Source organism: Ruminococcus turbiniformis (assembly GCF_020687545.1).
GTDB classification, from domain to species: Bacteria; Bacillota; Clostridia; order Lachnospirales; family Lachnospiraceae; genus Mediterraneibacter; species Mediterraneibacter turbiniformis.
In genome coordinates this window covers 26,504-37,941 of the sequence record NZ_JAJEQX010000033.1, presented here as the reverse complement: position 1 = coordinate 37,941, position 11,438 = coordinate 26,504, and the positions used below count along the sequence as shown (strand labels likewise).

Sequence of the window (11,438 nt, the reverse complement as noted above, 5' to 3'; positions counted from 1 at the left end):
ACAAAGCTGAAGTTCTTTTTCTATAAAAATTTCTTCATCTGTTAAGTGAAAGTAGGAAATATCAAAAATATCAGCAACTATGCAGCATTGACCGCAGTGAAGTGAATTATCATGAATAATTCAGGCTTAGGTATGCTGATTGGAATACCGTTCATTTATATACGAAATATGTTTCGATTACCTAATGTAGATACTTATATGCCGGAGGTTCATTATAGTCTTCCCTTTTTAGAATGTTGGACTGTCGCTAATGGCGGGAATAATAAAGAAACCTCACATTCATGGAGTATTTGCAATCAGAGGTATGCTTATGACTTCTATATCCAAAAGAATGGTTCAACCTTTTCAGGCAATGGGAAAAATGTGACAGATTATTTTTGTTACGGGAAAACTGTCTTAGCAGCTGCGGATGGCATTGTCATAGAAATAAAAAATCTTTTTGAAGATACACCAATTCCTGAGAAAGAGGAGGTTGACTGCCATGCTTCTGATGTGCGGGGGAATTATATAATCATTCAACATTCAGAGCATGAATACAGCACCATAGCTCATATAAAAAAGGACAGCTTTTGTGTGAAAGTAGGAGATAAAGTTTATCGAGGACAGCAGATAGCTCGTTGCGGTAATAGCGGAAATACAAGTGAACCACATATACATTTCCAAGTACAGCAAGGGAAAAGTTTTCTTTTATCAGCCAGTCTACCGATATGGTTTGAGAAAATTAGAAATCACAGCATATCTCATAATAGTCCTCATATTAGCAGAGGAGATATTGTGGAAAATCAAAATAAATAGAATGTCAGTTTTTCAGTTGTTATGATAGTTTGGTTACAACAAACCGACGGTTTACATCTGGATGTGTTGGGTGCTTTAATGGGTTTACAAATCAGATAAAAACCTTATGGTAAGCGCAGTTGACAAATTGCCAACAGTTATTGCTTGCCCTTATACAGCTTCTCAATATATAATTTGGACACCAAACACAAGGAGGATTTCTGAAGAAATGAAATTCAATGAAAAGCTTTTATGTATCAGAAAGAAAAAAGGGCTGTCTCAAGAGGAGTTGGGTATGGAGCTTCAGGTCTCGAGGCAGACCATTTCCAAATGGGAAGCGGGTCAATCTTATCCGGATTTCCAACGGCTCGTTATGCTGAGTGATTATTTCGATATGACATTAGATGAATTAGTGAAAGATATAGATGTTCAGGATGTCAGAGAAAAAAGTTTGACCGATGAGAAAGTGAATTCTATTTATTTAGATGTAGAGAACGGAAAAGCAAAAGTCAAGAAATTAGTAAAAATATTATGTTATATCATTCTCCTTATAGGAGTCTTTGTTGTTGCAGGCTCCATTCTGCATTTGGTATTTCCTGATATAGAATGGCTTTGGCAAAGAATGTAGGTATGATTCTGGAATAGGCAGTTTATAAATTGACAAGCGAGAAAATTACATATAGTTATTTTTTGCAATGGTTGACACTATGTAGTTTTATCGCTATAATAGATTAAACTACATAGTGTCAATCAAAGGAGGTGCCTTATGGAGCAGCATCTTTCTATTTCAGAGTCAGAGTGGAGAGTAATGAAGATTGTTTGGAGTAATTCTCCACAAACACTTCCCGAAATATTAGACAGGCTAAAAGAAACAGGTTGGAGCAAGACGACTATTCAGACATACCTTGCCCGTTTGGTAAAAAAAGGAGCATTGACTACAAAACGTCAAGGGAAGGGATATTTGTATTATCCAGCAGTATCCGAAAGTGATTGCCAGCTTGCGGAAAGCCGAAGTTTTCTAAGCCGTGTATATGATGGTTCCCTGTCCAAGATGGTAATGGGATTTGTCAAAAGCGGCAATCTTTCGTCTGAGGAATTGAATGAGCTAAAGAGTTTAATCGACCAACAGGAGAAAACAGATGCAGATACTCGGTAATATTTTCAATGCGATTATTTTTGTGTCTGCCATTGGCGGTATGTTTTGTGTTTTATCGCTTTTTATCAATCATATCCTGCGTTGTACGCCGCCCCTGTGGTTTCCGCTTTGCGGTATGATCCTTTTTTGCGTGCCATTCCTTTCACCGGATGTGTTTCTCATATCACCGGAAACACAGGAATGGTTAAATGGATTTTATATCGTCTGTTGGATATGGGTGTGTGGGTGTGGTATTCTTTTCGTCTATGATACGATACGCTCTATAATGGCAAAGCGAGCATTGAAGGGATACCAGACATGTAGCAATGAGCGTCTAAATGCTCTTTGCTTACAATGTGCGGAAATTGTCGGCTTAAAAAAAGTGCCTGCATTATATTGGGGGAGTTTGGATAACCCCATTTGCGTTACCGGCGTATTCCGCCCAACAATCATTATGAGCAAAACAGTTATAGAGAAACTGACCGATATCGAATTATCCGCTGTTTTTTTCCACGAGTTGACCCATATTAAGCGGAAACATATTCTTTTGGAGCGTATCTATGATTATGTTTGCATATTAAACTGGCTTAACCCTTTTGCGTGGATTGCTAAAGGAGATTTTTCACTACATTGTGAAACGGATTGCGATTGCAATGCCTTAAAATTTTCACAAGGGAAAGTCACGGAAACAGAATATGCTGCGGCTATTATCCGGCTGCTGGAACTGTCTACGGTTCAAGCTACAAAACCCGGTAAAGGGATTGGCGCACTCAGTTTTGTGTTGACAAAACGCAGAATTAAACGGATCACCACAAGAACATCAAAGATCAGGGACAGGATGATAACGGTTATATTGGCTGTTGCTCTGATACTTACGGTTGCTTTTTCCGTACAATTCAGCAGAGAACATTTCTATCCTTATCCGGCCTATAATACTGGTACAGAATATGGTGCGGGTTACAATGAGTAACCCGTATCATTAAAATCTATAAATCTACGAATGTAGTTGAATGGAGGAGCGTATGAATACAAACATTGAGATCAATCACGTTACCAAAAAATACAAGAACGGTGTTACCGCTCTTGATGATGTCAGCTTTCATGTTGGCAGCGGTGTTTTTGGCCTGTTGGGGCACAATGGTGCCGGAAAAACTACGCTGATGAAGGCATTGGTTACGGTATTAACCCCATCAGCAGGTACAATCCGAATTTGCGGTTTTGATACCGTGAAACAGGGAAATGAGGTCAGAGCAAGGATTGGGTATTTACCCCAGGAACTTGCCATGTACCCCTCTCTTTCTGTATTTGACTTTGTAAATTACATGGCAGAACTTAAAGGCATTCATAACAAAAAGGCTGTCAGCAGCGTGTTGGAGCAGGTTGAAATGCTGGAATTTTCCAAACGCAAAATAGGTCAGCTTTCAGGCGGCATGAAACGGAGGGTTGGCATTGCGCAGGCGCTAATTGGCAATCCTCAAATTCTTGTTGTTGACGAACCGACAGCCGGTCTTGATCCAGAAGAACGGGTGAGGTTCCGTGGCCTATTGTCAAGATATGCAAGAGAGGGCCGCACCGTTTTGCTTTCTACACATATTGTCGAAGATATTCACCAGCTATGCGAAGAACTTGCTGTTCTGCGGAAAGGGCATCTATTTTATGCTGGTACATCTGCCGCCCTATTGGAACGGGTAAAAGATAAGGTAAAAATCCTACATTTAGAAAATGAAAACCAGCTTATCGAGCTTCAAAAGAAATCGGTAGTATTATCGACGACATACGAGAGCCACGGATTGACTGTGCGAATAATGGACGAAAGCGGGCTTTTCTTACAGGCCACACCTGTCACGGCGACTTTGGAAGATGCTTATGTGTATTGTATGGGAGGGAAAGCCCATGCGTAAAATGTTTTCTGTTCTCCATTATGAATATAAAATGCAGTTCAAGCGTCTGGTTACATGGGGTGTACTTCTTGTAGCGATGGCACTTTCTTTACTTGACAATTTCCCCTCTGCCGGGAATTTAGCTCGGTTGGAGTTTTTGAATGAGCCAGCATATTTTGTCTATCGGATCGTGAGCCTTGACAGCCTTGTTTTATTGTTTGGTCTGATGTTCTTATTGGCAGGACGTATTCCCATAGATACTAAGACAGGAATGAAATCTTTGCTGATGTCATCGGCCTTACGAAAATGGCAATATGTGTTGGGAAAGCTGTTGGGCGGATTTCTATATGTTTTCTCCATGCAGTGTATTTTTCTTGTACTTAACACGACAATTTATTTTATTGCTGCGCCATTTGAAATTTCCCTGATTGAATGTATTGTCCCGTTGGTAAAAGCAATCTTTGTTTCTTTAGTTCCAGTGAGCTTATTTGTCAGCTTTTGCTCGATTGCCTTACCGGGGATGATTGACATTCGCTTATTCTATATTCTGGCTGCAATATTGTTTGGGTTTAATGCCACCTATGTAGGCTCGGCAGAGGCAATGCCGTTTTACTTGATTACTTCCGGTGATTTAGTCCGTTTGATATGGGTGCATCCGAGATGGCCGTTTGTTGATATGGGAAGCGTTATTGCAAATGGATTTTTCCTTGTAGGAAGCGGTCTTGTGTTTGGCAGCCTGCTGTTTTTGAAACACAAGTTTTGGAGGTCAGAATGAAAGCGCGAATTGAAAGCGAAGTAAAAATTTTCGGGATAAATTTCTTTATCGTATCAGTGGCTTTTACGGTTACTATGATTGTTCTTTCTATCATAGCCGGAGATCTGCTCGATTTTTACCCGGTCAGCTTTGAAGTGATATTTCCGTTTTTTGTGGCAATCGTTGTTGGTGAATGGGGAAAGACAAGAGCAGACAGTAATTTTGATATTATTGCCGCACAAAGCAAATCTCTTTTCAAATGGGTATTGTTACGTTACATAATCGCTTTTGCAATATCCAGTTTATTTGCGGTTTTTAGCATGGCTGGTGCGTCAGTTATGCGATACGAAATGCCAATATGGGAATTGATTGTGCTGTATTTCCCACCAACATTCTTTTTATCGTCGCTGTGTGCCTTGTTAGGGATTATATGTAGGCAAGATCATATTGCAACATTAGTTTGTGGAGTTATATGGCTAATAATCTTATTGACACGAAGCCTGTTAAGATTTCCGGGGTTAGAATATGTCTACTTATTTATCCGTTTTGCAGGGGATCAAAATAATATTTGGCTATGGAACAAAGGAATTATTACTTTGGCAGGTCTATTTTTATGGTGTGTTATTTACTGGAAATGCAAAAGGGTTGATTGAGGTGTAAGAAATTAAATATCGTTTTAATCTGACCTGCCAGACGGGAAAAGAAAAAAACTGTTGTTTAGCAGCTTTTCTCCATGCCTGATTAGATTGCGGCGACTTTGAACAAATCAAGGTCGCCGATTTTTACACCGTATCGCCAACTACATCAAAAGAACATCTCAACTCCACCTGAACTCCACCTTCCTTATGTATCCTTAGAATGTTCACTTACACATGGACAACAGAACAACATAAGAAATGAGGTGAAAGAAAAATGAATTTGTGTAAACGGGCTTTTCTCTATTCCATACGGAAGAAAGGAAAGACTTTTACGCTGCTTGCGTTCCTTCTGGTCATGGCAACGCTGATGCTGACCTGCTTTTCCATCCAGTCTGCCACAGAAACGGCTAATGCCAACATCAAAAAGGCTCTTCTGGGATACTTCACAATCAATGGAAAACAGCTGGAGGGCGGAATCACAGAGGAGGTACGGGAGCAGATCCTGGGGATTGACGGACTGAGCGGCAGATACACGCTCCGTTCTTACTCCTACGCTGAATATTGTGATGCACAGGGGAATCCTCTTGAAATCAACACGGAAGAGGCCGCCCAGATACCGGAAGGCTATGAACACGCCGGAAAGATTGTGGCAAATTCAAACTCCCAGGATGACAGCTACTTTACGGAAGGCGGGTTTGAACTGACACAGGGCGAACCGATTACTACGGAAGGCGGAAACCAGGTGCTGATCCATGAGAAATTTGCACAGAGAAACGGGCTGAGTATAGGGGATACGATGCTGCTGAAGGATGTGGAGGGGAAGAATCGTACCATTCCGGTAACGGTGGCCGGGATCTTTACCAATACCAAAGAACAGGACTCTATCGGCATTGCACCGTCCTATGATCTCTACGACAATATTGTATTTACAGACCTGTCCACAGCCGCCAGCCTGCTCTATGGAACAGAAGACGGAGCAAGTGTACAGTATGGGGATTTTTATGTGGATAATCCGGATGAGCTTGAACGAATCATGGATGAGGTAAAGGATATTCCGGGTGTAGCATGGGAGGACTGTACGCTCACACGCTATGACAACGACTACCAGAACGCAAAGGAGTCCCTGGAAGGCCTGCAGAATATCGTGTTTATCGCCATTGCGGTGGTATCTGTGATCTGCTTCCTGGTGCTGGCACTGTTCCTGACGCTGCGGCTGAGGGGACGCATCCATGAAACCGGTATCTATCTGGCGATGGGAATCTCAAAAGGCTCGGTTTTGTTGCAGTATCTGCTGGAGGTGGTTCTTGTGGCGGTTATCGCCCTTGTAATCTCTTTTGGCACCAGCACCGTCATTTCCCACCAGATCGGGAGCAGCCTGCTCTCACAGGTAACAAGCGAAACCTATGAAACGGTGGATCTGACAGGGGAACATGAAACTGCGGAAGAACCCGCCGAGGATTTGAACCTTGCCGAGATTGAGGTGGCTGTTTCAGGAGAAGATTACGCTATGGTGTGGGCTTTTGGCATGGCGCTTTGTGTGGCCTCTACTGCACTGGCGGCCTACCCCATTATGAAGATGAAACCCAAGAGTATCTTGTCGCAGATGAGTTAAGGAGGTGCAGGCGATATGAATTTAGGACTACGGGCAATTTTATATACCGTGCGGAAATGGAAAAAGACCTTGCTGGTGTTCTTCCTGCTTCTGGCCATTACTACTCTGGTGCTGTCCGGGCTGGCGATTGCCGACGCTCAGGAGGAACAGGCCGAGGAAGTCCGGGGAACCACCGGAGCCAGCTTTACCGTGGAGCGTGACATCTCTACGGGCGGCTGGAACGGCAATTACAGTACACAGGAATTTATGTCCGAGGACATGATCCAGCAGATTGCCGCAGTGGATGGCATTGAAGGGTATGACGCTACCCTGATTACCTTGCCTGATATTTTCAATGATAAGGGCGAGGAACTGGCCCATGAGAATTACAGCTTCTACAACTACGGCTCCTACAATTCCCAATACCATGAACTGTTCCTGTCAGGCCGGTTTGAACTGGTGGAAGGCACCCACATCATCGATGATATGACCAATAGCATTATTATCAGCCGGGAAGTGGCTGAGTGGAACGATCTAAAGCTGGGAGATACCGTGACCGGGATTTACTACCCGGAGAATAACACCCCGGCAGTGGATATGGAGATCGTAGGTATCTTCGATGTGGTGGCAGATAAGGGCGACCAAGTGAATATGTATGATGATTCGTCCTATTACGCCTATTCCAGCTATGTTTTTTGCAGCATGGACGCAGCCGAGGGCTTGATTAAGGGCTGGGGCGAAGATGGCGAGGGCATTTCCGAAGCCTACTACTATGTCACGGACGCCGCCCAATTAGAGAATGTGATTCGGGAAGTGCAGAGCATTTCCTCTATCAACTGGAACAATTACAAAATTACCGCCAATGATGAGGTGTATCAGAATATTTCCAGCGCCCTTTCCGACACCGGGACTCTGATCACCACTCTCATTATTGTCATTACCGCTGTGAGCATGGTTCTGATTATCCTGATTCTCTCCATGTCCATCCGCAGCCGAAAACGGGAAACCGGGATTTTGCTGGCAGTGGGTATTGCCAAGCCTGCGGTGATTCTCCAATATGTGCTGGAAACCCTGCTGATTGCGGTGGTGGCCTTCCCGCTGGCGTATCTATCGAGCAAGCAAGTGGCTGGCACCCTGGGGACGCTGTTCGGCAAGGCGGCTGAGAATGTCATCGTCACGCCGGAGCATTTCATGCTGGTGGCTATCGTGGGCGGCGTCCTGCTGGTGGCGGCGGTGTTGGTGTCCAGTATCTCCACCATGCGGTTGAAGCCCAAGCAGATTTTGTCACAGATGGAGTAAAGGAGGCGCAGGCGATATGAATTTAGGAATACGGGCGGTTTTACATACCGTACGAAAATGGAAAAAGACGCTGCTGCTTTTCTGCCTGCTTCTCTTTATTACGACTCTAGTGTTGTCGGGGCTGGCGATTGCAGATGCACAAGAGGAGCAGTCGGAGGAGCTGCGAGGCGTGACAGGTGCCAGTTTTACTGTCAATGCCAACAACGGCTATACCCTGCAGCCTGTCACAGATGGGATGATTGAGGAGATCGCCGCTATTGATGGCGTAGAATCCTATAACACTTCTCAATATACGATTGCGAATATCTATCATCAGGATACTTTGATGAAAGGGACGGATGAACGAGAAGGTGTAGCAGACCTTTTTTATGCAACAGGTTGTTTCGATTCGGAGTATTCTCCACTGTTTCTTAGTGGAGCCTTGCGTTTAACAGAAGGCCGACATGTAACGGAGGGGAATAGTGGAATTATTTTGTACGAAGGCTTGGCTGAGAAATATGGACTGTCTATTGGTGATACCCTGGAAGTGAAAAATGGAAATCCGGATGATCCGCTGGTTGAGTGCCAGATTGCGGGCTTGTTTGAGGTCATTGCGGATGATAATGACGAACAGGCAACGATGGCAAGGCCCTCGACCTTTTATGATTATGAGGAATATGTCTTTGTAGATATGGATACCATGTCCGCTATCTCTGCGCCCTATACGGCAAGCGAAGGGAATGGGATTACTTCCGTAGATTTCTTCGTTTCTGACGCGGCGAAGCTGGAGAGCATTGTTCAGGAAGTCCAGAACAACACCTCCATCGACTGGAACTCCTACTACATCACGGTAAACAACGAAGTATATGAGCGTATTTCCAGCTCTCTCTCGGATACCAGCACTTTGGTTACAACACTGATTGTAATGATTACCGTGGTAAGCATGGTACTGATCATCCTAATCCTTTCCATGTCTATCCGAAGCCGAAAACGGGAAATCGGGATCCTGCTGGCAGTGGGGATTGAAAAGTACGCAGTCCTATTGCAGCAAATGCTGGAGATTTGCCTGGTTGCTATAGCAGCATTTCCACTGGCATATCTGGCAAGCCGGGAAATGGCGGGGACTCTAGGCACACTGTTTGGAAAGGCGGCTGAGAACGTCATTGTTACGCCCCATCATTTTGTTCTGGTCACAGCTTCCGGAGCGGGCTTGCTTATCATAGCGGTACTGGTGTCGTGTATCCCGGTCATGCGGATGAAACCGAAGGCTATTTTGTCACAGATGGAGTAAAGAAATAGAAATGAAACGAGGTAAACAGTATGAGCATCATGGAAGTAAAAAACGTAGGTTATACCTATGACAACCGAAGAAAAGTATTGCGTGGTATAAATGTCCAGATGGAGCAGGGAAAGCTCTATGCAATCCTTGGTCCGTCCGGCTGTGGGAAGACTACGCTTTTGTCCCTGATCGGCGGCCTGGATAGCCCGACCAGCGGGCAGATCTTATTCGAGGACCAGGATATTGCGAAGACAGGGCTTTCCGACCACCGGAAGAATCATGTGTCTTTCATTTTTCAGGCATACAACCTGATCGACTATCTGAATCCAAAGGAAAATGTAGCCCTCACCTCCAAGCTGCCGCCGCTTCCCATCCTGGAGCGGCTGGGGCTGACAAAAGAAGAGGCAAAGCGCAACGTATTGAAACTCTCCGGTGGACAGCAGCAGCGTGTGGCTATCGCACGGGCTCTGGCCAGTGAGGCGCCGGTCATTCTTGCCGATGAGCCTACCGGAAATCTGGATGAGGATACGGCACGGGATATTACGGAGATCCTCAAAGAAAGCGCCCACAAGATGAATAAGTGTGTGGTCGTAGTTACACACTCGAATGAGCTGGCGAAGCAGGCAGATGTGATATGCAGGCTGAAACGGGGAGAACTCCAGGTTCTGGACCGGATATCGGACACACCGAAGGCACGGAATGGAAGGAGGGGAAGGTAATGAGACGGATTTCATCCCCTGGATCCATCCATAAGGGAAAAATGCTTTCTGCAGTGTTTTACATCCTCGCACTGATCCTGCTAGTTACAGCGGTAACGGCATTGGCTGCCTGCCACAAGAATATTTCTCTGCAGTTGGAGCAGGGCGTTCCCGTAGCCGGAAATGAACTGGCAATCGTGAATCTTTATTTATCCAGTTGTGTGCAGTATTTTGCGCTTTCAGCAATCCTGATCTTTTGCGGATATATGCTTCCGAGAGTTGCTGCGCAAAAGCTGGATTTACAGCTGGAAGCATCGTCTCCCATGCTTAACGGGCCAATAGAGGCTGTGTCTGAAGAAGTAGACGGCTCCAGGCAGGAAACGGAAGATACTGATTTTGAGGAATGGGGATTTAAAGAAAGGGAGCCGGAATGATCCATGCAGGCAGGAGGAGGGGATAAACAATGAAGACTGAGAAAGATGACAGGAAAGTAGAGAAAAGTTATCTGATCGAAAACTGGCTTACATTAAATAAGACACCTTTTTCCCAGTGGAAAACAGAGACGCAGCATAAGAATCTCCTGTTGATGTGCCTAGAGATCTTTGAGGAAATGGAAACGGAGCTTCGCAAAGAAAAGATTCCCGTAAAAATGGATTTTCGGGAAATCGCAGAGGATAAAGAGATTTTGTGTACCTGCCAGGTACAGGCAGCCGTCTGTGCGCTTTTCTATGTATTGGTATGCGAGATACATCCGGTACAGGTCCTTTTCTCAGGAAAAGACCAAACACTGTCCTTCACAGCAACAGGCGGTACAGGAGAAACGGAAAGAAAGGCAGACAGTGAAAGGCTGGGAACAAGCAGGTGGCTGGCGCTTCAGTATCTGCAATCTGTGGGATATGACGTGAAGATTTCCAGAAGCGGGAAAAAGGAGCTGATATCCGTAACATTTCAGACGGCGGGGAAGGCGGTACGAAACAGGTATGATTGAGCTGGTACTTCGCACGACAGAAAGTTCCGGTCTGGTGAAGGAACAGATCCTGGCAAGACTGGATGGAGGTCAGGCATTGCCGGAGGCAGATCCAGTTCTTGAGTATTCCGGACTCTGTATTGACTCATTCCGCCACCAGGCATCTTATCAGGGGCAAGGAATTTCTCTGACAGAGAATTACGAATTTCACACCCTGGCGTACCTTGCCAGTCAGCCAGGAAGAGTTTTCACGAAAGAGCAGATCTATCGGGCAGTCTGGAAGGAGGAGCCGGTGGATGTAAACAGTGCGGTATTCTGTATCATCAGGAATATCCGCCAGAAACTGCGAAAGGTAACAACAAAAGAATATATCCAGACCGTGTGGGGAGTTGGATACAAGTTTGTGGATATCCCAGGGGAGTGAGTCCCTGAAAAAGGAGACTG

General features: G+C 44.9%; 14 protein-coding genes. All 14 read left to right on the top strand.

Translation table 11 applies throughout. From position 1 onward, the window contains the following. Window positions 1-111 precede the first annotated feature (111 nt). Window positions 112-795: a M23 family metallopeptidase gene (locus LKD70_RS15145; protein ID WP_227708709.1), complete on the top strand. Its 684-nt coding sequence runs from the start codon at window positions 112-114 to the stop codon at window positions 793-795. A 208-nt stretch (window positions 796-1,003) separates the two neighbouring features. Beyond that, window positions 1,004-1,402 carry a helix-turn-helix domain-containing protein gene (locus LKD70_RS15140; RefSeq protein ID WP_227708708.1) on the top strand — a complete coding sequence of 133 codons (399 nt, stop codon included), beginning with the start codon at window positions 1,004-1,006 and terminating at the stop codon, window positions 1,400-1,402. Window positions 1,403-1,540: 138 nt separating this feature from the next. Further along, entirely contained in the window at window positions 1,541-1,930 is a 390-nt protein-coding gene (locus tag LKD70_RS15135; protein WP_227708706.1) for a BlaI/MecI/CopY family transcriptional regulator, read from the top strand. Continuing rightward, on the top strand, window positions 1,914-2,879 hold the full coding sequence (locus tag LKD70_RS15130) for a M56 family metallopeptidase (protein WP_227708705.1): 966 nt from the start codon (window positions 1,914-1,916) through the stop codon (window positions 2,877-2,879). The genes LKD70_RS15135 and LKD70_RS15130 overlap by 17 nt, the downstream gene beginning before the upstream one ends. A 52-nt stretch (window positions 2,880-2,931) precedes the next feature. Then, the gene (locus tag LKD70_RS15125; protein ID WP_227708704.1) at window positions 2,932-3,810 is read left to right on the top strand and encodes an ABC transporter ATP-binding protein; all 879 of its coding nucleotides are present in this window, start codon (window positions 2,932-2,934) and stop codon (window positions 3,808-3,810) included. Next, window positions 3,803-4,564 carry a hypothetical protein gene (locus tag LKD70_RS15120; protein ID WP_227708703.1) on the top strand — a complete coding sequence of 254 codons (762 nt, stop codon included), beginning with the start codon at window positions 3,803-3,805 and terminating at the stop codon, window positions 4,562-4,564. The genes LKD70_RS15125 and LKD70_RS15120 overlap by 8 nt, the downstream gene beginning before the upstream one ends. After that, entirely contained in the window at window positions 4,561-5,196 is a 636-nt protein-coding gene (locus LKD70_RS15115) for a hypothetical protein (RefSeq protein ID WP_177310364.1), read from the top strand. The genes LKD70_RS15120 and LKD70_RS15115 overlap by 4 nt, the downstream gene beginning before the upstream one ends. A 259-nt stretch (window positions 5,197-5,455) precedes the next feature. Further along, window positions 5,456-6,793: an ABC transporter permease gene (locus tag LKD70_RS15110; RefSeq protein ID WP_177310363.1), complete on the top strand. Its 1,338-nt coding sequence runs from the start codon at window positions 5,456-5,458 to the stop codon at window positions 6,791-6,793. A gap of 15 nt (window positions 6,794-6,808) precedes the next feature. After that, a complete protein-coding gene (locus tag LKD70_RS15105; RefSeq protein ID WP_227708702.1) occupies window positions 6,809-8,071 on the top strand; it encodes an ABC transporter permease in 1,263 nt (420 codons plus the stop codon). 16 nt (window positions 8,072-8,087) lie between these two features. Then, window positions 8,088-9,341, top strand: a complete 1,254-nt coding sequence (locus LKD70_RS15100; protein ID WP_227708701.1) for an ABC transporter permease — start codon at window positions 8,088-8,090, stop codon at window positions 9,339-9,341. Between the two features lie 29 nt (window positions 9,342-9,370). Continuing rightward, a complete protein-coding gene (locus LKD70_RS15095; RefSeq protein WP_087162298.1) occupies window positions 9,371-10,048 on the top strand; it encodes an ABC transporter ATP-binding protein in 678 nt (225 codons plus the stop codon). After that, window positions 10,048-10,461 (top strand): hypothetical protein, encoded by a 414-nt coding sequence (locus tag LKD70_RS15090; RefSeq protein ID WP_177311637.1) that lies wholly within the window; start codon window positions 10,048-10,050, stop codon window positions 10,459-10,461. The genes LKD70_RS15095 and LKD70_RS15090 overlap by 1 nt, the downstream gene beginning before the upstream one ends. A gap of 29 nt (window positions 10,462-10,490) precedes the next feature. Continuing rightward, entirely contained in the window at window positions 10,491-11,015 is a 525-nt protein-coding gene (locus LKD70_RS15085) for a hypothetical protein (RefSeq protein ID WP_177311638.1), read from the top strand. Continuing rightward, window positions 11,008-11,418: a winged helix-turn-helix domain-containing protein gene (locus tag LKD70_RS15080; RefSeq protein WP_227708700.1), complete on the top strand. Its 411-nt coding sequence runs from the start codon at window positions 11,008-11,010 to the stop codon at window positions 11,416-11,418. Before LKD70_RS15085 ends, LKD70_RS15080 begins: the two co-directional genes overlap by 8 nt. Window positions 11,419-11,438 lie beyond the last annotated feature (20 nt).

What these genes read in the sequence shown, in the direction of transcription:
- LKD70_RS15120 (WP_227708703.1), top strand. Translation starts at nt 3,803, where the DNA reads ATGCGTAAAATGTTTTCTGTTCTCCATTATGAATATAAAATGCAGTTC.
- LKD70_RS15085 (WP_177311638.1), top strand. Translation starts at nt 10,491, where the DNA reads ATGAAGACTGAGAAAGATGACAGGAAAGTAGAGAAAAGTTATCTGATC.
- LKD70_RS15110 (WP_177310363.1), top strand. Translation starts at nt 5,456, where the DNA reads ATGAATTTGTGTAAACGGGCTTTTCTCTATTCCATACGGAAGAAAGGA.
- LKD70_RS15115 (WP_177310364.1), top strand. Translation starts at nt 4,561, where the DNA reads ATGAAAGCGCGAATTGAAAGCGAAGTAAAAATTTTCGGGATAAATTTC.
- LKD70_RS15140 (WP_227708708.1), top strand. Translation starts at nt 1,004, where the DNA reads ATGAAATTCAATGAAAAGCTTTTATGTATCAGAAAGAAAAAAGGGCTG.
- LKD70_RS15105 (WP_227708702.1), top strand. Translation starts at nt 6,809, where the DNA reads ATGAATTTAGGACTACGGGCAATTTTATATACCGTGCGGAAATGGAAA.
- LKD70_RS15145 (WP_227708709.1), top strand. Translation starts at nt 112, where the DNA reads ATGAATAATTCAGGCTTAGGTATGCTGATTGGAATACCGTTCATTTAT.
- LKD70_RS15100 (WP_227708701.1), top strand. Translation starts at nt 8,088, where the DNA reads ATGAATTTAGGAATACGGGCGGTTTTACATACCGTACGAAAATGGAAA.
- LKD70_RS15090 (WP_177311637.1), top strand. Translation starts at nt 10,048, where the DNA reads ATGAGACGGATTTCATCCCCTGGATCCATCCATAAGGGAAAAATGCTT.
- LKD70_RS15095 (WP_087162298.1), top strand. Translation starts at nt 9,371, where the DNA reads ATGAGCATCATGGAAGTAAAAAACGTAGGTTATACCTATGACAACCGA.
- LKD70_RS15080 (WP_227708700.1), top strand. Translation starts at nt 11,008, where the DNA reads ATGATTGAGCTGGTACTTCGCACGACAGAAAGTTCCGGTCTGGTGAAG.
- LKD70_RS15130 (WP_227708705.1), top strand. Translation starts at nt 1,914, where the DNA reads ATGCAGATACTCGGTAATATTTTCAATGCGATTATTTTTGTGTCTGCC.
- LKD70_RS15135 (WP_227708706.1), top strand. Translation starts at nt 1,541, where the DNA reads ATGGAGCAGCATCTTTCTATTTCAGAGTCAGAGTGGAGAGTAATGAAG.
- LKD70_RS15125 (WP_227708704.1), top strand. Translation starts at nt 2,932, where the DNA reads ATGAATACAAACATTGAGATCAATCACGTTACCAAAAAATACAAGAAC.